Source organism: Aliidiomarina iranensis (assembly GCF_003987135.1).
Taxonomy (GTDB): domain Bacteria; phylum Pseudomonadota; class Gammaproteobacteria; order Enterobacterales; family Alteromonadaceae; genus Aliidiomarina; species Aliidiomarina iranensis.
This window is the reverse complement of sequence record NZ_PIPJ01000008.1, coordinates 26,615-46,258: the sequence shown is the minus strand read 5'-3', so window position 1 is coordinate 46,258 and position 19,644 is coordinate 26,615. Positions and strand designations below refer to the sequence as shown.

Below are 19,644 nucleotides of genomic sequence, written 5' to 3'. Positions count from 1 at the left end.
ATTAAAGGGCGTTTTTTGTTGCTCGGTATTTTTGTTGCTAAGCCTAAACCGCTGTTGCGAGTTACGAACCCCAAATTGCTCTGCCGGCCATTACAAACGCCGCAACGATGCCTGCCAACCAAACCAAGGAGCGGATACTGCTGCGATCATACCAATAGCAAATGAGATAAAGTATGCGGGAGGCTACAAATACCCAGGCTAAACCAATCGTAACTGCATCAGCAGTTCCTGAAATCGCAACCATGAGCACTGCGCTCGCATAAATTGCTAGGGCTTCAAAGCTGTTATAGTGAGCCGCGGTAGCGCGCTCGCCGAAGCCTGTTAAAGCGGCTTGTTGTTTACGCGGGTAGCGGTTGTTGTAACCGCCGGGCTGCCGGTTCATTGCGATTACCAATGGTGCTTTCGCCAAGAAGGGCAATAGCATTGTTATGAATAATGTCGTGAAAATTATGTTCACAGAAATTGTCCTCGTTGTGGGTTTATGATTATTGTTTTGCACAAATATTATACGTTGTGTGCCACAAATGTACTATTCAACACTATGAATAGCCGCGGAACATGAAAGTGGATCAGTGTAGTGGTGTAGATAATTCTGCTATAATCGCGGGCATCGAAAAAATTCGTTTAACCTCTTCTGCCCACAGGAAAATGATCTATGTCAGTTGTTTCTCGTTTTGCACCTAGCCCCACCGGATACTTACACGTAGGTGGCGCTCGTACAGCGCTTTATGCATGGCTTGTCGCCCGCGCGGCTGGCGGTAAGTTTGTATTGCGAATCGAAGATACGGATCGTGAACGTTCCACACAAGAAGCGATTGATGCCATCTTTGAGGGAATGCAATGGCTTGGCCTCACGTGGGATGAAGAGCCTATTTATCAAACTCAGCGTTTTGATCGTTATAAAACCCTGATTGATAAGCTGCTCACTGAAGATAAAGCTTATAAGTGTTATTGCTCCCATGAGCGTTTAGAAAAAATGCGCGAAGAGCAAATGGAAGCCGGTTTGAAACCTCGTTATGACGGTAAGTGCAGGCATTTAAGCACTGAACAACAGGCGGAGCTTGAAGGCAAGCCCTTTGTAATACGTTTCCGTAACCCACAAGATGGCTCAGTAGTTTTTGATGATCATATTCGCGGGCGTATTGAAATTGGAAATAAAGAGCTTGATGATTTAATCATTGCTCGCACCGATGGCGCACCAACCTACAATTTTTGTGTAGTGGTAGATGATTGGGATATGGGTATCACCCATGTGGTGCGTGGCGAAGATCATATCAATAATACACCACGGCAAATCAATATCCTGCAAGCACTTGGCGCACCCATTCCAGAGTATGCCCATGTATCCATGATTTTGGGCGATGATGGCAAGAAGTTATCCAAGCGCCATGGTGCAGTGAGTGTTACTGAGTATCGCGATAATGGGTATTTAGCGGATGCTGTGATCAATTACTTAGTACGATTGGGTTGGTCCCATGGCGATCAGGAAATTTTTAGCCGTGATGAATTAATTAAGATTTTCAAATTAAGCGACATCAATAAAGCAGCGTCAGCTTTTAATACCGAAAAGCTAAATTGGCTAAACCAACATTACATGAAAACCTTACCGGCTGAGCAGGTGGCAGCTGAGTTAGCGTGGCATTTTGGCCGCATTGGTGTAGCCACAGATCGTGGCCCGAATTTGGCTGCAATTGTTACGCTGCAGGCAGATAGGGTAAAAACGTTGAAGGAAATGGCGGAAATAAGCCGTTATTTCTTTGAACCCGTTACCGAGTTTGAAGCGCAAGCCGCGAAAAAACATCTACGGCCAGTGGCTAAAGATGCTTTGCAGGATATTCGGGATCGCTTTGAAGCATTAAGCACCTGGACACCGGAAGCGATACAACAGGCTATTCAAGAAACCTGCACTGCGCTCGATATTGGCATGGGTAAAGTGGGTATGCCATTGCGTGTAGCCGCTACCGGAGGTGGGAATTCACCATCCTTGGATGCCACCCTTGCTTTAATCCCAAGGCACACTGTTGTTGAACGAATTGATTTAGCACTCGCGTTCATTCGGGCGCGAGAGGAAAACAGTTAATGCCGAAGATTCGCGATTTACTCGCCAATAATAAGAGTTGGGCAAAAGGCCAATTGCAGCAAGATCCTGAGTACTTCAATCGATTGGTGAATCAACAAAAACCCGAATATTTATGGATCGGCTGCTCCGATAGCCGTGTGCCCGCGAATCAGATTGTTGGTATGGCGCCCGGTGAAGTATTTGTGCATCGAAACGTGGCAAATCAGGTTATCCAAACTGATTTCAATTGCTTGGCGGTGGTTGAATTCGCGGTGCTGAATTTGCAAGTGAAACACATTTTAGTTGTAGGCCATTACGGCTGTGGTGGCGTGAAAGCCGCTTTGGAAACCAGCCGCCATGGGTTAGTAGATCATTGGTTACACCCGATAAAAGATATTTATCGGAGTAATGAATCAACGCTGCTGGGCTTGCCGTATGAAGCGCAATTCGATCGCATGTGCGAACTCAATGTGATTGAGCAGGTACATAACTTATCCAAGAATCATATTATCCAAGAAGCTTGGGATCGCGGCCAAAAGCTGAGTATTCATGGCTGGTGCTACAGTGTTCGCGATGGCATTGTCCGTGATCTAGGTGTCACCATTACCGGTAAAGAGGGCTTAGATCCGATTTACCAATATTATTCAGATGAAGAATCGGACGATTAAGATTAAGTGCCAAATGCGTGTTTGGTTTTTATTGTTTCATCGAATGTAAACACAATTTGTTACAATTTTGAGAGTAAAAACTCGAGAGTTTTTACTCTTTTTGTATTATAAATAGCGAGTAAGTATACAGAAACCATCAGTATGAGCTTGAACGCCCCGAATTTGTTTGGCCGCTTCATTTTCCTATCTGAAACACATAAATAATTTTAAATAATAAAAACTAAGCTTCGGCGAACAATAACTTTAGGGGTTTACATGCGTAATTTCGTTGTTTTTGTAATGCTATTTATCCTATCAGGTTGCACCACCTTTAAGGTAGTGGAAACTGATGCCGACACTGGCTATTTTCCAACTCAACAAGTAGCTGTTGTGGTTAAAAGTGAAACTATTGACCTTAGCTCGAGAAAAGAGCTGGTTTTGGTTCCTAATGGCGATTTCACGAAAGGAATGATAGAAAATATTGGTTACTTTGACCGGGTTATTAACTTTGAGGATCTAGAGAAAATCATTATCCAAGAAGATCTTACCGATGAAGTATCGTCGATTTCTGATCGTATTGGAGTGAATCGTGCAGCTAAAGAGTACAAGCCATTTCTGTGGATACGTTGGGATATCCGAGAAGATGGATTCCGGTCATATCAGCAACTCATATTGACGGATCCATTAACGTTAGATGATTACTTTATCACGGAAACTTATCTGGACACGACTTGGACCGGCATTACGGATCAGCACAATTTTTATCCAATGATGAACGCTTTAATCGATTATCTTCGTGAAAATTCAGATGAAGAATAAAACGCTTATCGGCGCCTATTTGCTATTGATTTGTTGAAAAAGAACTCATATTGGTAAAAAAATAGGCGAACGGTCAATAAGTCCGAAAAAAAAGTTGACACTTTAGCGGGCTATTCATAGAATGCGCCTCGCTGTCGGGGATGAAGTCCTGGTGGCAAACTGCAAAATCTGGTTATTTGGGGCTATAGCTCAGCTGGGAGAGCGCTTGCATGGCATGCAAGAGGTCAGCGGTTCGATCCCGCTTAGCTCCACCAATCATGTAATGAACATTAAGTGTTAATTACACGTATAATAACCAACGTGAAAAGTTTTGCAGCGTAAACAGAAATGCGTCCCCTTCGTCTAGAGGCCTAGGACACCGCCCTTTCACGGCGGTAACAGGGGTTCGAATCCCCTAGGGGACGCCAATCTGCTTACACTCACAAATGCTGCGTCCCCTTCGTCTAGAGGCCTAGGACACCGCCCTTTCACGGCGGTAACAGGGGTTCGAATCCCCTAGGGGACGCCAATTTTGTGATATGTTTTGAAGTGCTGTGTATATACTTAGTCCCCTTCGTCTAGAGGCCTAGGACACCGCCCTTTCACGGCGGTAACAGGGGTTCGAATCCCCTAGGGGACGCCACTTCCAAAACAAGCCAGCTCTACCAGTAAACACAAAAAGCCCGCTATCTGCGGGTTTTTGCGTTTTTGTGATCTGGTTTTTGATCTGCTTTTTCTTAGAATCCGTTAAGCTATGCATTATTCGCTTTTCAAATGAGGGATTCTCTTTGTCACACTCATCAGTTACTTTACCCGAACACAATCAACAACCAGTGGCTTTGATTACTGGAGCTGGGCGCCGCTTAGGCTTACACATGAGCCGTTCACTCCTTGCTCAAGGGTGGCGCGTTATTGCGCTATCACGTAGCCGTGGTGGTGAACTTGCAGAGCTTGCAGAAGAAACTTCAGAACTTGATATTGTGGAGTGCGATGCGCTGAGTGATGAGAGTGTGAATGCAGTAATTGCCTATGTACAAAGCAATTACCCACATCTTGATTTTATCTTACACAATGCCTCAATTTACGAGCGTGATAACGCCCACGAGGATGATTTTAGTGCCTTCTATGATGCCCTCTATCAAATTCATATGAAATTGCCAGCAGCGTTAAATCGTGCTTTCAGCGGCTTGCTAGAGAACACGGTGCGGCCTAGCGGCAACATTATTCATATCACTGATATCTACGCCACCAACCCAAATGAAGAGTACGCGCTATATTGCTCCACCAAAGCTGGGTTGGAAAATTTGATGCTGAGTTTCGCTAAACGATTAGCCCCGAAAATTCGTGTTAATGCAATACAGCCCGGGCCCATTAAATTTTTGCCCGAGCACTCGAGTAATGAGCAAGCGCAGGTGTTAAGCGAAACCTTGTTGCCGATCGAAGGTGGCTTCGAAGCGCTGGAGAAGGGTATTGAGGCTATTCTCGGCAATGAGTATATCACCGCTACTGTACTCAAAATCGATGGTGGCCGCTCGGTGACCTAAAGATACAGGCGCGCCCGGAATACGAACTGTGGTTGTATTTACAGAATCGTTAGCGGGCGTGGAGGTTGCTTCAGCATCAATCTTTGCCCCAGATTCATTTGCTTCCGATACCTGAGCTTCAGATCCGTTAGCGTCATTCGTTACCGGTTGCTCAAGGTATTTATCTAACGCTTTTATCGAGGCTTGCACGTAAGGTTCTGCGAACGCTTCATGTTGGCTGTGCGCCACGCTAAAATCAAAACACCCTTGCTCCAATAAGATATCGATGTCTAGTGTACGATCTTTCGTGCTTCGATTCGGGTCGTTACGATCGCGCCCGTGCGCCATCTCTAAACTATTTAACCAAGCCTTTAATGCTGAGCTACTTTCCTTGCTGGATATCACCGCAATGGTGTTTAAAAAGCCGTTGCTGGAGTTTATTGCACAGGGTTCAGTACGCACAATAGGCAGAACGAGTATAGAGCCATAACGCTCACTCAATTCACGGAGTGCGCGGGCGATGTGTTCATCGGGTGCTAGATTACTGCCTAAACTTAGGTAAAAAATCACTGGGATATTCCTGTTTTGTGTTGCCGAAATTCGGTTTGCAAATACGTGGGTTTGGCTTGTTTGAATTGCGTTTGGCCGCTACTCGCTTGTTCGGCGAGAACCTCTTTCTCCAAGAGCTGGCGCAGCTGCGGTTCCATGATGGTAGCGATAATCGGCTGCGCGGCGAGGTTAGGGTGAATACCATCGTTTTGCATTAGGCTCTCATCGATTGCGATCTCCCGCATAAAGAATGGCACCAGCGGAATATCCATATCTTCGGCAACATCATGAAATACTTGTTTGAACATTTCGGTATAGCGGCGACCAAGGTTGGGTGGTATTTCAACTTCGCTCAATGCCACTTTAATGTTTCTGCTTTCGATGAGGGCAACCATTTCCCGTAAATTATTTTCCATCGTGGTTAAATTAAAACCGCGCAGGCCATCGTTGCCACCAAGCTCAATAAACACCATACTCGGTTGGTGGCGTTCAAGCAGATCAGGTAACCGATTTAATCCACCAGCGGTGGTTTCGCCGCTAATGCTGGCATTAATAATTTCTAGGTGCGGGTGATTGGCTTGCCAATCTCTGGCTATTTCACTCACCCAGCTATCTGCTTGCGATAGGCCATAGCCCGCGCTTAGGCTATCACCTAACACCATAAGTGATACGTTTGCATGTGCAGCGCGTATTGAAAATGACAGCGACATGACAACCGCCATGGCAGCGAGCAGCAACGTTCGGGTTAGCGGCTGGTATGCTAATTTAATGGAACTCAGTTTTGTAAGGAAAATTTTAATCATTATGGCCCTAATAGAAGCATCTTCAGTGTCTCGCAATGTTGCAACCACCGCTGGTGAATTGCAAATTCTCTCGCCCTTAAGCCTTTCTATCGATGCCGGAGAAGTGGTAGCGATTGTGGGAACTTCAGGCTCAGGTAAATCTACTTTGCTATCTTTATTGGCAGGTTTAGATTTACCTACAACTGGCGATATTGTAATTGATAACGTAAAACTCAATGATTTGGATGAGGAGCAACGGGCGATTTTACGGGGCGAGAAAATCGGCTTCATCTTCCAATCGTTTTTGCTGATTCAAAGTTTAACCGCTTTAGAAAACGTTATGTTACCGGCGGAACTGGCCGGCAGCCGCGATGCCGAAAAACAAGCGCGTGAGCTTCTTGAAAAGGTAGGGCTAGGCGATCGCACTACCCACTACCCAAATCAGCTATCAGGCGGTGAACAACAGCGCGTTGCCATTGCTCGAGCATTTATCGGCCAACCGCAAATTTTATTTGCCGATGAGCCTACCGGCAATCTTGATTCTGCCACCGGTGCAAAAGTAGAGGCGTTATTGTTTGAATTAAACCGTGAGTATGGCACCACGCTGGTGATGGTTACCCACGATGATGAATTGGCGGCACGCTGCGATCGCATTTTACGGTTAAGCGCGGGTAAATTGCTGGAGCCAAGCGATGGGTAATGGCACTCACCAGGAAACAGCTCAGGTTGCTGGGCAAAAACAATCGAATTGGCACAAGATCTCTTGGCGTTTATTAAAACACGAGTTGCGCCGGGGAGAGCTCACCATCATGGCTGCGGCCGTGGCCTTAGCCGTATGTGCGGTGTTGTCGTTGTCGGTGTTTAGCGAGCGTTTACAGCTTGGCTTAATGGAGCGCAGCGCAGAATTTTTGGCGGCTGATCGGGTACTTCGTAGCCGTGGCGATGAAATACCCACTGAATGGTTAACTCGCGCCCAGGCAGAGAACGTGGCCAGTGCGCGCCGAGTAACATTCAATTCGATGGCGTTCGCCAACGGTGAGCTTGCGCTTGTTGATGTGAAGGCGGTAAGTGATGGTTATCCCTTGCGGGGCAACCTGGAAACAGCCGAAGAACCTTTTATTCAGGGTGAGGTAGCCGAGGGTTTGCCAGGCCCGGGTGAAACCTGGGTGCAAAGCACTTTATTTCAGCAGTTGGGTTTAGCATTGGGCGATCGCTTGGAAGTGGGCGAATCTGAGTTCGTGGTTACTCGAGTATTAAGCCGCGAACCCGATGCGGGCTTTAATGTATTCGCCGATAGCCCCACGGTACTCATTCATTTTGATGAGTTAGCAGCAACCGCGCTAATTCAACCAGGCAGCCGGGTTAACTATAACTATTTGTTCGCGGGGAATCCCGCTGATTTAGAACGCTTCGAGAACTGGCTGTTACCACAACTCGACGAAGTAACCCAGCGTTGGCGCAATGTACAAGATGGTGATTCGCCGCTTTCAGCTGCGCTTGAACGAGCGGAACGCTTTATGCTGCTCGCTAGCTTGTTAGGGGTTGTGTTGGCGGCTACCGCAGTTGCCGTGGCAGCACAACGCTATGCACAGCGTAACTTCGATGCCGTAGCCGTGATGAAAACCCTAGGTGGGCGAAAATCACAAGTGGGCAAGATTTTCACGCTACATTTATTGCTGTTAACCTCGGCAAGCATTGTAGTTGGTTTGTTGCTGGGTATTGGCTTGCAAGCCTCCGTGGTGGGTTGGGTGAGTGGCGCGCTTGGTTATGATTTGCCAGCCACAGGCTCAGGCCCATATTTATTAGCCATTGCAACCGGGCTTTTATGTGCTCTCATGTTCAGCTTGTACCCCTTGTTGCGCTTACTGAAGGTCCCACCTTTGCGGGTGCTGCGCCGTGATTTAACCGCTTCTGGATTAGCGCGTTGGCTACATTGGGTTATTTCCGGTGGCACGATATTCCTATTAATGGTGATATACAGCGGCAGTGCCATGCTATCGCTTGCGCTGTTTGCTGGTGGTTTGTTGGCGATGTTGTTATTACTCGCAGTGAGCCGATTATTCATTCGCGCCAGCCGGCAAGCCGGCATGCAAGCGGGAAGCAGTTGGCGTTTAGCCATGGCAGGCTTGCAACGCCGAGCGAAAGAAAACAGCATGCAAATGCTGAGTTTTTCCGTGGCTATTATGTTGTTTTTGCTGGTACTCGCATTGCGCCACGAATTACTTGAAGATTGGCGCGGACAATTACCAGCGGATGCACCCAACTACTTCGTGGTTAATGTGGCAAGCCAGCAAGCAGAGCCGATGCAAGCGATGTTTGATCGGGAAAATTTGTCGGCAACTACCTTGTATCCAATTGTTCCCGGGCGCTTAACTGCAATTAACGGTACGCTGGTGCGCGATGCCGTAAGCAAAGAGGAGCGGGATGATAGTGAATATCGCGAAGGCTTTGGCCGTGAGCTACAGCTCACTTGGCAGGCTGATCTTCCAGAAGAAAATACATTGCGGGAAGGCGAGTGGTTTGCCGAGGGCGAATCTGGGGTATCGGTAGAATCTCAGGTAGCAGATCGGATTGGTATCAACATTGGCGATGAACTCACATTTTTGATTGGTGCCGATGAATTTACTGTGCCAGTAAGTAATATTCGTAATGTTGATTGGAACACCATGCAGCCAAACTTTTACATGGTGTTCAGCCCCAATCTTATTGAAAACATGCCGGCTACCTATATTGCGAGCTTTCATTTGCCGGAAGAGCGGCAGCCGGAGCTTTACCAGCTATTTCGTGATTTCCCACAAGCATCTTTAATTGATGTGGATGATATTTTGCAGCAGGTACGCGATGTCATCAGCCATGTTTCCCTCGCGGTTACTTTTGTGATGGTATTAGTGATTGGGGCAGGTGCGTTAGTGCTTGTTGCGCAAGTGCAAGCTTCGTTAGAAGAGCGGGAACAAGAACTCGTGATTTTACGCACCTTAGGCGCAAAATCAGCGTTACTTACTCGGGCTATTACCTATGAGTTTGTGGTGCTTGGGGCGTTAGCTGGTGTAATTGCCACCATAGCCATGGAGCTATCGATTTTCATGCTGCAAACCCAAGTGTTTAACATGGACCCAAGTATTCACTTGCGTTTCTGGATTCTCGGGCCATTAGTGGGTGCGGGTATTGTTGCCTTGTTGGGTTGGTCGGTGTGTTGGCGGTTAATGCGGCAACAAACGGGGAATTTGATTCGGCAACTGAATTAGCGTGGCGAAATACCTGGCAATAGCTGTGGTTTTGAGCACCTAATATCGCTAATTTACGTAGCGCGCAATTACCTAGCGTACAATTACGTAGCGCGCAGTGAAAAAGCACCGCACTCTTAGTAGAGTAGCGGTGCTTTTTGTTATCGGTATAAACGCGTTGGCACTGGCACAAAGGTGCAGAGTAAACGCCGAGCACAATTACCTTGGGTAAACGTTTGCCAATGCAGGCTCAAGTTTAGAATATTCGAATTGGAATCCAGCTTCGAGTAAACGTTTTGGCACCACAGCTTGCCCAGTGAGCAAGAGATCAGACATTTCGCCAAAAGCTAAACGCATCACAAACGCGGGAACTCGAAAAATAGCGGGCCGATGCAGCACTTTCGCAAGGGTTTTCGAAAAAACTTCGTTGTTCACAGGCTCTGGCGCGGTAAGGTTATAGGCGCCGGCACAGGCTGTTTTGTTGAGTAGAAAATCGATGGCAGCCACCATATCGGCAATATGAATCCACGACATCATTTGCTGCCCATCACCGATCGGGCCGCCCAAGCCAAACTTAAACGGCGGTGCCATTCGTTGTAAGGCCCCTCCGGAACGAGCGAGCACAATTCCCGTGCGCAGTAGGCATACCCGAGTTTGCGAGGAAGCCGCCTCATTCGCTAATTGCTCCCAGCGCTGGCAAAGTTCATGGCTGAACTCTTTATGTGGCGTACCTTCGGTTTCCGATACAAGCTTCTCGCCTTGGCGTCCATAAAAACCCACGGCGGAGCCAGAAATGAACACCTCCGGCGGATGTTCAGAGTTTTTAATCAATGCCGTGAGCTGCTCGGTGATACGAAAACGGCTGTTTTCGATGCGTTCTTTTTGCGCCTCGCTCCAACGTTTCTCGGCAATAGGTTCACCGGCCAAATTGATTACCGCATCATAGTTGTTCAGATTATCAAGTTCAGCAAGCGAACCTAACACACGAATACCTCTACCCAATTTTTTACTGGCTTTACTTGGCGTTCGCGAGAGGGCGGTTATTTCATGCTGCTCGCCATATTTACGAATAAATGCCGAGCCAACTAGCCCTGTGGCGCCGGTAATTAGAATTTTCATGTGATTCCTCCCTTAATGCGTTGCCGCTGATATGGGTTTGCCGTATCGTTATGGCAATATACGCTGTTGCAAAAGCAGTATAGTTAATTTCGAAGCCTTAACGTAAGATAATGATTTGGGATATAAAAAACCAACAACGCTTTTTGCGGATGATGTGGTTACGAATACGGAGAACTCACAATGTCAGACCACAATCCGGGTCTATTAACCAGTAGCCGTTTTTTCTTGGTAGCCGCGGCTATCATGGTAATTTTAGCAAGCATAAAAGCCGCCAGCGTGATTGTGGTGCCGTTTTTATTGGCCTTATTTATCGCTATTGTATTCCAGCCGGCCATTTTTTGGTTTCGCAGCAAAGGGCTACCGCCAATTTTAGCCACTAGCGCCATTTTTGTAATTATTTTGGTGCTCGGTTCTGGGTTTGCAGGGTTAGTGGTGAACTCGGTAAATGAATTTACTACCAATATGCCGGAGTATCGGGGGCGCTTGAGTGAGCAGTTTCAGGCGTTAACGGTTTTCGCGGCAGGTTTCAATATTCATTTAGATACGCAGATGCTGCAAAATCAATTCGATCCTTCGCGCTTGCTTTCAATGTCGGTGAATTTGTTATCTGGGCTTGGCAATATGATGACAAATATTTTCATTATTCTACTTATCGTGGTGTTTATGCTGAGCGAAGCGGCCCTGATGCCGAAAAAAATAGCGTTAGCATTCCCAAGCCCAGAGAAGAAGCTCTCGCAAATGAGCCACCTTTTAATGGCAATTAATAAATACCTCGCCTTGAAAACCGTGATCAGTATTTTAACCGGCGTGTTGATCGGTGCTGGGCTTTGGCTGATGGGGGTTGACCACTATATCCTTTGGGGCGTTATCGCTTTCTTGTTCAATTATATTCCAAATATTGGTTCGATTATTGCGGCGGTTCCGGCCGTGTTAATGGCATTAATTCAGTTTAACCCAGCGATGGCTGGTTTCGTTGCGTTACTATTCTTAGCCGTTAACGTAGTGATGGGTAATTTTGTAGAGCCAAGAATGATGGGCCGTGGCCTTGGCTTATCAACCCTAGTGGTGTTTCTATCCTTGATATTCTGGGGTTGGCTCTTGGGCCCGGTGGGTATGTTGCTCTCGGTGCCGCTTACCATGGGCGTGAAAATTGGTTTTAATGAAAATCCGGGCACGCGTTGGCTCGCTATTTTGCTCTCGGGCGATGAAGTACGCCACCTCGATGCGGAAACTCAACAGTTGCCGATTGAAAAAACAGATGGCTAGGCCGCACTTTTCTTATTCCATAACAGCTTAGGTTTTCGCGAAAAGGCTTCGGGAATATAAAAAAAGCACCACTAATTATGTATTAGCGGTGCTTTTTTGTGAACTCCTGAACTCTTGAACTCTTGAACTCTTGAACTCTTGAACTCTTGAACTCCTGAACTCCTGAACTCTTGAACTCCCGAGCTAGGCTAGCGCATTAAAGCTGGGTAGCCGCCTTCATATTTTTTACAAAAACGCCGAGTTTATCTAGCATACTTTCGGTATTTTCAAGGTTATCGGCAATGATTCGAACAATAGCTGAACCACTTATGGCCCCTGCTGCACCGGCAGAAACTGCGGCTTGAACATGTTCTGGCTTGGCAATGCCAAAACCCAATAATGGTGGTGCACCACCTGCATCTTTCAATACTTGAATTAATTCGGCCGCTGGTGCAGCACTCGCTTGCTGAGTATCGCCCGTTACCCCAGAGCGGCTCAGTAAATAGATATACCCTTCGCTAGCCTCGGCAACTCGGTGTAATGTGGTTGCGGAAGCATCGGGTGGTGCAATAAAAATCGGTTGCACACCGGCACCGTGGGCTGCTTTGATAAAGCTAGCACCTTCTTTTACCGGTACATCGGCTACTAATACCGAATCAACACCTGCAGCCGCAGCTTGGGCGTAAAAAGCGTCCGCACCGTTTGCAACCACCAAGTTGCAATACACCAACAAGCCGATCGGAATTTCTGGGTAATCAGCGCGAATGCGAGCAACTAAATCGAAGCATTGCTGCTTAGTTACATGATGTTGTAACGCTCGAATATTCGCGGCCTGTATTACCGGGCCATCCGCCACAGGATCTGAGAAAGGTAAACCAAGCTCTAATGCATCGGCACCATTCTCAATAAGTGTACGGATAATCTTTTCACTGGTGGCTAAATCAGGATCAGCCAAAGTAACAAAGGGTACAAACGCACCCTGATTTCGCTCTTTTAGGGCCGTGAACATGGTTTCATAGCGTTTTCCGGCTTGGCTCATACTTCACCTTCCTGTGGTTTTTTTTCTTCTGCTTGCATGGCAAGAATTTTACGTACGTGATCAATGTCTTTATCGCCGCGCCCAGATAAGTTTACCAGTAAAATTTCTGGCTTAGTGCTGGTTTGGGCACGCTTAATAGCATAGGCCAAGGCATGGGCAGGTTCCAAAGCTGGAATGATACCCTCAGTGCTGGATAAAATCTTAAAGGCATCTAAGGCTTCTTGATCGGTAACGCTAGTATATTCAGCGCGGCCAATCGAGTGCAAATGGGCGTGTTGTGGGCCTACACCGGGGTAATCAAGCCCCGCTGATACGGAGTAACTCTCTTCGATTTGACCATCCGTATCTTGCATTAAAAATGAACGGCAGCCGTGCAATACGCCAGGCTTACCCGCGCTCAAGGTAGCGCCATGTTCACCACTATCAATCCCGTGGCCAGCAGGTTCCACCCCAGTTAAACGCACACTGGGTTCATCAATGAATTCGGCAAACATACCAATCGCATTCGAGCCACCACCTACGCAAGCGATCACTTCATCGGGTAACCGGCCTTCTTGAGCTAAAATTTGCTCTTTTGCTTCGGCGCCAATCATGCGGTGAAATTCGCGCACAATGGTAGGGAAGGGATGCGGCCCAGCGGCGGTACCCAAAAGATAATGGGTGTTCGGGTAGCTTGCTGTCCAATCACGCATTGCTTCGTTTACCGCATCTTTCAAGGTGCCACTGCCAGCATCAACTGGCACTACTGTTGCCCCCATTAATTCCATGCGAAATACATTAGGTTGTTGGCGCTCGGCATCTTTGCGGCCCATATAGATAATGCATTCAAGGCCAAGAAGGGCACATGCTAATGCGGTTGCGGTACCATGTTGGCCAGCACCGGTTTCGGCAATAATCCGAGTTTTACCCATGCGTTTGGCCAAGAGTGCTTGGCCGAGCACTTGGTTCGTTTTGTGAGCGCCACCATGGAGTAAATCTTCACGTTTTAAGTAAATTTTAACCGGTGAGCCTTTGGTTAAATTATGGCATAGGGTTAAGGGTGTAGGGCGGCCTAAATAGGTGCTAAGAAGATCTTTAAATTCGGCCTGAAATTCAGGATCATTCTGCGCATCAATGAACGCGCGCTCTAGTTGATCGAGCGCTGGGAGTAAAATTTCTGGCACGAATTGGCCACCGAAATTCCCAAAATAGGGGCTTAAAATTTGTTCTGAACTCATCGTCATAACCTCGTTAATATAACCGAATCGCGCGAAATGCTTGTTGCAACCATGCCGGATCTTTATGCCCCGGCTGGCGCTCTAATCCTGAATTAATATCTAAACCACGGCAGCCTTGTGCTGCAGCTTTTGCAATATTCTCTCTGTTTAAACCGCCGGCGAGTTGAATGTGTTGCCGTTGCTCTGGCGTTGCCGGTAACAATTGCCAATCAAAGGTTTGGCCGCTGCCACCGCGGCCATGATCAAACAATATGCGTGCAACTTCTGGCGTAAATGGTGCTGTGTTAATCGCTGATTCCTCAGGTTTCACACTATGAGCCTGCCAAATCTCAATAACCTTGTGCTGGTTCTCTGTTGCTGAGTTAGCTGTTTTTGAGTTACCTGTTACTAAGTTATCTTTTCCACGCGCTTTTACTCGCGAGCTTGAATGCACCTGGCTTTGTGCTTGCACTTGCAACAGTGCCGCTAGCTTGGTAATCACCTGATTTTCGGTAACATCATGTAATTGCACGGCCGCTAAATCCAAATCGATGGCAAGTTTTGCAATGGCCTCTGCCGTTTCCGTTGTATCGTGCTCCGTTGCATGGGGATAATCATCGAGGCTGAAAACCCCCACAAACTGTAAACCACTCGTTTGGCAGATTTGCTTTGCCTGCGTTTGAGTAACCGCCCGCGGTGAGCGTTTAGCAAAAATTAACCCCGCATAAACTGCGCCGGCACTGCGCGCAGCAATGGCTTGTGCTTCGCTGGTGATACCGCAAACCTTGTGCTCACCGTAAATCAGCGCTCGGCAAGCCATATCAACATCATCTTGCGCAGTTAGCGCACCCCCAACTAAGAAGCCATCAACATGCGGGCTGATACTGCGCACTTGGCGGTTATTTTCGATACCTGATTCGGCAATCAGCAAGGCATTTTTTGGCGCTAGTGCTGCTAGTTCTTGGCTACGGTTTAAATCCACAGAAAGATCGCGCAAATTGCGGTGGTTAACACCAATCACTCGGGCTTCTAAAGCCGCGGCACGGTGCATTTCCTCAGCATCGCTTACCTCGGTTAGAATATGCAAGCCAAGTTGTTCCGCTCGCGCTGCCAACGCCCGGTATTCATCATCCGATAACACCGAAAGCATCAGCAAAATGGCATCAGCCCCAAAGTATCGGGCAAGATCAACTTGATAAGTACTAACAATAAAATCTTTGCACAACACAGGGGTGTTTACCTGTGCGCTTACCGCCTGTAAATAGGCAAAATCACCTTGGAAATAATCGGGCTCAGTTAACACGGAAATAGCCGCTGCATAACTGCCATAAACCCGAGCAATTGCTACTGGATCGAAGTTTTCTCGGATAAGCCCTTTGGAAGGCGATGCTTTCTTGCACTCCAAAATAAATTGTGCGCCCGGCTCGGCAAGTGCTGCAGTGAAATCACGCACAGGCCGCGAGCTTGCAAGGGCACTGGCTGCGATCTCCGCTTCAGGATAATGCTCACGCATTGCTGCTAGCCGTTGCTGGCGCTTAGCAACAATTTCTTGTAATACGGTTGGCGTATCGGAATGAACTACAAAGCTCATGCTTTAAATTCCTCCTGCATGCGACGTAAATGCTCAGCGGCTTTGCCGCTGGCTAAGTGCTCGAGCACATCGTTAGTGGCTGTTTTTAGGCTATCGGCGTTGCCAGTTAAATAGCGCACCGCCGCGGCATTCATGGCGATGGCGTTGGCATGCTCATCTTTTCCACAACCATTAAACACATCGTGTAGCATGCGTGCATTTTGGTTGCCATCACCACCTCGAAGGCTTTCTAAACTCGCTTCTTCAAGGCCAAAATCAGCCGGCGTGAGCTCGTATTCACGTAATTCGCCAGCATTGATTTCCACTACTTTGGTAGGCCCATGTAATGCAATTTCATCGAGCCCGCTGCCGTTTACTACCATCGCACGCTCGCAGCCTAAAAGTTGCAGGGTTTGCGCCATGGGCAAACACAAATCAGGTGTGTAAACACCGAGTAATTGTGCTTGCGGCCGAGCCGGATTCAAAAGGGGGCCGAGAAGGTTAAACAGTGTGCGGGTTTTCAATTCTTGCCGCACCGGCATCGCGTAACGAATACCCGGGTGATAGTGAGGTGCAAATAAGAAACAAAAGCCGAACTCATCGAGTAGCACTTTATTCTCATCAGGTGATAGATCAAGGGGTACCCCCAGTGATTCTAAAACATCAGCGGAACCCGAGCGTGAGGATACGCTGCGATTACCATGTTTGGCCACTTTTAGGCCCATACTGGCGGAAACCAAGGCTGCAGCAGTAGAGATATTAATTGTGTTGCTTCCATCGCCGCCAGTACCGCAGGTATCGGCAACAGCATAAGCTAGCTCGGGGAACTTTTTACTACCGTTCACCAGAGCACGCGCAGCCCCAGCAATTTCGGCTGGCGTTTCGCCGCGCACTTTCAGGGCAATGAGCATGGCAGAAATTTGGTTTTGCGTGAGCTGGCCAGCAATTAAATGCTGAAATAGTTTGGTTGTTTCATCCATCGACAACACTTCACCATTAATCACTTTCACGAGTTCAAGCATTTACTCTCTCCTGCATTAAAAATTCGATACTTTGCTGCAATAGCTGCACGCCATCAGTTGTCATGATGGATTCCGGGTGAAATTGGAACCCAATACTACGTTGCTTAGCATGGTAAAAGGCCATTGGAATCTTATTCACTGACGCAATAATTTCTGTTCCAGTAGGAACCACAGTGGCCATAAGGGAATGATATCGAGCCACCGGTAGTGGATTCGCTAAGCCGGCGAAAATAGGATGTTCTAAACACTCAATGTGGCTAGTTTTGCCGTGTACGGTTTCAAAACAGCGATCAACAACACCGCCAGCTTGTTGAAGCAAAGCTTGGAAACCCAAACAGATGCCGAGCATTGGGTAAACACCATTAGCATGTTGAATGATCGGTATTAAGTTGCCTGCATCGCTAGGGTGCCCAGGTCCCGGTGATAAACACAAAAGTACGGGGCCTTTGGCTGCTTGTTCGGCCAAACGAGCGGCGATGAAATCAGTGCTCACAGTATTGCGATAAACATCGAGCCCGAAGCCCATTTGTGCAAGCTCATCAACCAAGTTATAGGTGAAGCTATCGAGATTATCGATAAAAATAATGTGGCCTTTGGCTGCTGTGTTGGCGTTGTGATTTTTCAGTTCAGCGCTCATGCAGTTACCTCATTTTCGGCGGAAAGTGCTTCATTGGCATGCAAAATTGCCTGGAGCACTGCGCCAGCTTTTTGTTCGGTTTCCGCCACCTCGGCATCAGCATCGGAATCAAATACAACACCTGCGCCGGCTTGCACGATAGCGTTGCCGTTTTTCACATAAGCTGAACGAATCACAATACAGGTATCCATATCACCGGCTCCGTTCAGGTAGCCAACGGCGCCGCCGTAACTGCCTCGGCGGCAGCCTTCGGCACCTCGAATAAGGCTGGCTGCACTAATTTTTGGCGCGCCAACTAAGGTGCCCATGTTCATGCAGGCGCGGTAGGCATCGATGGCATCGAGATCATCGCGCAACGTGGCTACTACTCTCGATACCAAATGCATCACATGGGAATAGCGATCAACTTTCAACAAATCAGCTACGTAGCGGCTGCCTGTGCGGGCAATGCGAGCTAGATCATTGCGGGCCAAATCAACCAGCATCATGTGCTCGGCCAGCTCCTTTTGATCTTGCCGCAAAGCAAGTTCAATGCGGGAATCCTGATCGGGCTTAATGTTACCCGCAGCATCACGCGCTCGGCTGCGGGTGCCGGCGATAGGGTAAAGTTCTACCTGCCGATTACTGGCGGTAAATTTCAATGCGGATTCGGGTGAAGCACCAAAGAGTTCGAACTCAGCAGTGCGGAGATAAAACATGTAAGGGCTTGGGTTGCTCTTTTTTAATTCAGCGTAACTAAGTAAGGCGTTTGTACAAGGCAACGTGAAGTTGCGCGAGGGCACAACTTGGAAAATATCACCGGCGGCAATGTGCTTCTTCATATCCAAAACAATGGCTTTAAATTCTTCGCGTTTCGGGTGGCTGGTTATTTTAGCGAAATCAAGCTTTGCTCTTGTTGTTTTGGCTGTTGCCCCGGAACTGTGCTTAGGTTCGCTTTGCTCTTGTTTTGGCGCGCTATGCTCTTGTTTTGGCGCGCTATGCGTTGAAAAGAGATCAGCACCACCGCTAAAAGGTGCCTGCATGCGGCTCATTAATTCGCCTAAGCGCTGGCATAGTTGTTGGTGCCTGTATTCGGCGTTGTTACCGCTGGCGAGAACCCCAAGCAGTTCCGTTTGTTGCGCTGCATGGTCCATTATGAGCAGGGTTTCGGCCAAATAGAATTGATAGTCAGGGCAATCGTTAATGCCTTCGGCTACGGCCGGAAGCTGCTCGAATGTAGCTAACAAATCGTAGGCAAAAACGCCGGCTAAAAAGATGGCGAAAGGGTGCGGTTGTAAAGCGGTTAACTGTTGTTGCAGTGTGCGCAACGGCAAGGTATTGGCCGGTGCTGATAAACGCTCTTGCTCGGTTAAATCGCTCTTGGGGAGTGTAAATTCGAACACACACTGCCTCTTGCCTGCGTTAGCCTTAGAGTTGGTGTTAGCGCTGGCTTCATCTTCGATTAAAAACTCATTTAGCTCTGCTCGTAACCAACTTAAAATGCATTCACCGTTTTCACTAAGCGCCTGAACCGTTACCTGCTGGCCTCTACAAACAAGCTTCAAGGAAGCGTCGATCATAAACAGGCTTTTGAGATTTTGCCGTGAATCAATTTCTGCTGATTCCAACAGAATGTGCTCACCGCCACTGTGTGCAAGGCGCTTTAGTACGTCAACCGGGTCGGCTTGATATTGCGTAGCCACCGAAATCGGAAAAAGATTTCCCAGTGTTTGTAACTGCTTTAACGATGTGCTGGTTGTTTCGTTCCCAAGCATGATGTTTCGGCATCCATTTTAGATTTAAACTTTTCGTATTTAGTAAATGCGTGTGTTTTATTCGCCTTTACTCGCTTTTTTGGTACTTCTTATACCCACTCAGCGGAATGCTAAAACAGCAAAACCCGCTTACTAAGCGGGTTTTGAATGAATTTCTGTTTTCTAATTTGCTTTATAAAAAGCGCACAGACGCATCCACTACCCGCGAAGGAAGTGCCACCACCAATGATGTTGTACAGATGCGAATTGGTTCATATTGTGCGTTTCTCTTAACAGTTTAACCCCAACCTTTCTGGCGGGCTCGTTACAAATTAAAGGGTATACGTTGATGCTTTTGTAATGGGAAACATTGTTGTTCGAAAAATTGTTGCTCGAAAATTGTTGCGAAACTTCAAAGCACAAACAATTACAAAACGAATGTTTACAAACTGTGCGTTTACAAGAGCATGCAAGTTGTATGCAAAAATTAATAGGTGAACG

At 47.6% G+C, this 19,644-nt stretch carries 16 protein-coding genes, 4 tRNA genes and 1 pseudogene; 11 read left to right on the top strand and 10 right to left on the bottom strand.

From position 1 onward, the window contains the following. Nucleotides 1-61 precede the first annotated feature (61 nt). Nucleotides 62-457, bottom strand: coding sequence for an MAPEG family protein (locus CWE08_RS09895; RefSeq protein WP_126767903.1), 396 nt, complete (start codon nucleotides 455-457; stop codon nucleotides 62-64). Nucleotides 458-655: 198 nt separating this feature from the next. Here CWE08_RS09895 and gltX point away from each other — a divergent pair, with 198 nt between their 5' ends. The 8 genes from gltX (at nucleotide 656) to CWE08_RS09855 (ending at nucleotide 5,048) form a co-directional block, all read left to right on the top strand. Continuing rightward, nucleotides 656-2,080 (top strand): glutamate--tRNA ligase, encoded by a 1,425-nt coding sequence (gene gltX, locus CWE08_RS09890; RefSeq protein ID WP_126767901.1) that lies wholly within the window; start codon nucleotides 656-658, stop codon nucleotides 2,078-2,080. After that, nucleotides 2,080-2,727: a carbonate dehydratase gene (can, locus tag CWE08_RS09885; protein WP_126767900.1), complete on the top strand. Its 648-nt coding sequence runs from the start codon at nucleotides 2,080-2,082 to the stop codon at nucleotides 2,725-2,727. Before gltX ends, can begins: the two co-directional genes overlap by 1 nt. A 255-nt stretch (nucleotides 2,728-2,982) precedes the next feature. Continuing rightward, complete coding sequence (locus CWE08_RS09880) at nucleotides 2,983-3,525, top strand: hypothetical protein (RefSeq protein ID WP_126767898.1); 543 nt, start codon at nucleotides 2,983-2,985, stop codon at nucleotides 3,523-3,525. A gap of 178 nt (nucleotides 3,526-3,703) precedes the next feature. Next, a tRNA-Ala gene (locus tag CWE08_RS09875) sits at nucleotides 3,704-3,779 on the top strand. 77 nt (nucleotides 3,780-3,856) lie between these two features. Further along, nucleotides 3,857-3,932 (top strand) — tRNA-Glu (locus CWE08_RS09870). Between the two features lie 25 nt (nucleotides 3,933-3,957). Further along, a tRNA-Glu gene (locus CWE08_RS09865) sits at nucleotides 3,958-4,033 on the top strand. Between the two features lie 38 nt (nucleotides 4,034-4,071). Further along, nucleotides 4,072-4,147, top strand: a tRNA-Glu gene (locus tag CWE08_RS09860). A 145-nt stretch (nucleotides 4,148-4,292) separates the two neighbouring features. Continuing rightward, nucleotides 4,293-5,048, top strand: coding sequence for an SDR family NAD(P)-dependent oxidoreductase (locus CWE08_RS09855; RefSeq protein ID WP_126767897.1), 756 nt, complete (start codon nucleotides 4,293-4,295; stop codon nucleotides 5,046-5,048). A 225-nt stretch (nucleotides 5,049-5,273) separates the two neighbouring features. Here the strand turns inward: CWE08_RS09855 and CWE08_RS12335 are convergent. Both CWE08_RS12335 and CWE08_RS09845 read right to left on the bottom strand, forming a co-directional pair. Continuing rightward, nucleotides 5,274-5,597: pseudogene (locus tag CWE08_RS12335) on the bottom strand (2-amino-4-hydroxy-6-hydroxymethyldihydropteridine diphosphokinase); the annotation flags it as partial. Continuing rightward, nucleotides 5,594-6,286 carry an arylesterase gene (locus CWE08_RS09845; RefSeq protein WP_241973881.1) on the bottom strand — a complete coding sequence of 231 codons (693 nt, stop codon included), beginning with the start codon at nucleotides 6,284-6,286 and terminating at the stop codon, nucleotides 5,594-5,596. The pseudogene CWE08_RS12335 and the gene CWE08_RS09845, both read right to left, overlap by 4 nt. Before the next feature lie 94 nt (nucleotides 6,287-6,380). Between CWE08_RS09845 and CWE08_RS09840 the strand changes: the two genes are divergently transcribed. Both CWE08_RS09840 and CWE08_RS09835 read left to right on the top strand, forming a co-directional pair. Next, a complete protein-coding gene (locus CWE08_RS09840) occupies nucleotides 6,381-7,058 on the top strand; it encodes an ABC transporter ATP-binding protein (RefSeq protein WP_126767892.1) in 678 nt (225 codons plus the stop codon). Further along, nucleotides 7,051-9,603: an ABC transporter permease gene (locus tag CWE08_RS09835; RefSeq protein ID WP_126767891.1), complete on the top strand. Its 2,553-nt coding sequence runs from the start codon at nucleotides 7,051-7,053 to the stop codon at nucleotides 9,601-9,603. The genes CWE08_RS09840 and CWE08_RS09835 overlap by 8 nt, the downstream gene beginning before the upstream one ends. A gap of 198 nt (nucleotides 9,604-9,801) precedes the next feature. Here CWE08_RS09835 and CWE08_RS09830 read toward each other — a convergent pair whose 3' ends face one another. Further along, the gene (locus tag CWE08_RS09830) at nucleotides 9,802-10,701 is read right to left on the bottom strand and encodes a TIGR01777 family oxidoreductase (protein ID WP_126767889.1); all 900 of its coding nucleotides are present in this window, start codon (nucleotides 10,699-10,701) and stop codon (nucleotides 9,802-9,804) included. Nucleotides 10,702-10,881: 180 nt separating this feature from the next. Between CWE08_RS09830 and CWE08_RS09825 the strand changes: the two genes are divergently transcribed. Beyond that, nucleotides 10,882-11,967, top strand: a complete 1,086-nt coding sequence (locus CWE08_RS09825; protein ID WP_126767888.1) for an AI-2E family transporter — start codon at nucleotides 10,882-10,884, stop codon at nucleotides 11,965-11,967. A gap of 196 nt (nucleotides 11,968-12,163) precedes the next feature. Here the strand turns inward: CWE08_RS09825 and trpA are convergent, their stop codons facing one another. The 6 genes from trpA to CWE08_RS09795 are packed head-to-tail and all read right to left on the bottom strand — an operon-like array spanning nucleotide 12,164 to nucleotide 19,164. Next, complete coding sequence (trpA, locus tag CWE08_RS09820; RefSeq protein ID WP_126767886.1) at nucleotides 12,164-12,985, bottom strand: tryptophan synthase subunit alpha; 822 nt, start codon at nucleotides 12,983-12,985, stop codon at nucleotides 12,164-12,166. Beyond that, the gene (gene trpB, locus CWE08_RS09815) at nucleotides 12,982-14,202 is read right to left on the bottom strand and encodes a tryptophan synthase subunit beta (protein WP_126767885.1); all 1,221 of its coding nucleotides are present in this window, start codon (nucleotides 14,200-14,202) and stop codon (nucleotides 12,982-12,984) included. The genes trpA and trpB overlap by 4 nt, the downstream gene beginning before the upstream one ends. A 13-nt stretch (nucleotides 14,203-14,215) precedes the next feature. Next, on the bottom strand, nucleotides 14,216-15,772 hold the full coding sequence (gene trpCF / locus CWE08_RS09810; protein WP_126767884.1) for a bifunctional indole-3-glycerol-phosphate synthase TrpC/phosphoribosylanthranilate isomerase TrpF: 1,557 nt from the start codon (nucleotides 15,770-15,772) through the stop codon (nucleotides 14,216-14,218). Next, on the bottom strand, nucleotides 15,769-16,773 hold the full coding sequence (gene trpD, locus CWE08_RS09805; RefSeq protein ID WP_126767882.1) for an anthranilate phosphoribosyltransferase: 1,005 nt from the start codon (nucleotides 16,771-16,773) through the stop codon (nucleotides 15,769-15,771). The genes trpCF and trpD overlap by 4 nt, the downstream gene beginning before the upstream one ends. Continuing rightward, the gene (locus CWE08_RS09800) at nucleotides 16,766-17,410 is read right to left on the bottom strand and encodes an aminodeoxychorismate/anthranilate synthase component II (protein ID WP_126767880.1); all 645 of its coding nucleotides are present in this window, start codon (nucleotides 17,408-17,410) and stop codon (nucleotides 16,766-16,768) included. The genes trpD and CWE08_RS09800 overlap by 8 nt, the downstream gene beginning before the upstream one ends. Beyond that, nucleotides 17,407-19,164 (bottom strand): anthranilate synthase component 1, encoded by a 1,758-nt coding sequence (locus CWE08_RS09795; RefSeq protein WP_126767879.1) that lies wholly within the window; start codon nucleotides 19,162-19,164, stop codon nucleotides 17,407-17,409. The genes CWE08_RS09800 and CWE08_RS09795 overlap by 4 nt, the downstream gene beginning before the upstream one ends. Between the last annotated feature and the right edge of the window lie 480 nt (nucleotides 19,165-19,644).

Bases quoted from the DNA above. Each gene is read 5' to 3' on its own strand.
- trpD (WP_126767882.1), bottom strand. From the start codon at position 16,773: ATGCTTGAACTCGTGAAAGTGATTAATGGTGAAGTGTTGTCGATGGAT.
- trpA (WP_126767886.1), bottom strand. From the start codon at position 12,985: ATGAGCCAAGCCGGAAAACGCTATGAAACCATGTTCACGGCCCTAAAA.
- CWE08_RS09800 (WP_126767880.1), bottom strand. From the start codon at position 17,410: ATGAGCGCTGAACTGAAAAATCACAACGCCAACACAGCAGCCAAAGGC.
- trpB (WP_126767885.1), bottom strand. From the start codon at position 14,202: ATGAGTTCAGAACAAATTTTAAGCCCCTATTTTGGGAATTTCGGTGGC.
- CWE08_RS09835 (WP_126767891.1), top strand. From the start codon at position 7,051: ATGGGTAATGGCACTCACCAGGAAACAGCTCAGGTTGCTGGGCAAAAA.
- trpCF (WP_126767884.1), bottom strand. From the start codon at position 15,772: ATGAGCTTTGTAGTTCATTCCGATACGCCAACCGTATTACAAGAAATT.
- gltX (WP_126767901.1), top strand. From the start codon at position 656: ATGTCAGTTGTTTCTCGTTTTGCACCTAGCCCCACCGGATACTTACAC.
- CWE08_RS09795 (WP_126767879.1), bottom strand. From the start codon at position 19,164: ATGCTTGGGAACGAAACAACCAGCACATCGTTAAAGCAGTTACAAACA.
- CWE08_RS09840 (WP_126767892.1), top strand. From the start codon at position 6,381: ATGGCCCTAATAGAAGCATCTTCAGTGTCTCGCAATGTTGCAACCACC.
- CWE08_RS09830 (WP_126767889.1), bottom strand. From the start codon at position 10,701: ATGAAAATTCTAATTACCGGCGCCACAGGGCTAGTTGGCTCGGCATTT.
- CWE08_RS09825 (WP_126767888.1), top strand. From the start codon at position 10,882: ATGTCAGACCACAATCCGGGTCTATTAACCAGTAGCCGTTTTTTCTTG.
- can (WP_126767900.1), top strand. From the start codon at position 2,080: ATGCCGAAGATTCGCGATTTACTCGCCAATAATAAGAGTTGGGCAAAA.
- CWE08_RS09880 (WP_126767898.1), top strand. From the start codon at position 2,983: ATGCGTAATTTCGTTGTTTTTGTAATGCTATTTATCCTATCAGGTTGC.
- CWE08_RS09845 (WP_241973881.1), bottom strand. From the start codon at position 6,286: ATGTCGCTGTCATTTTCAATACGCGCTGCACATGCAAACGTATCACTT.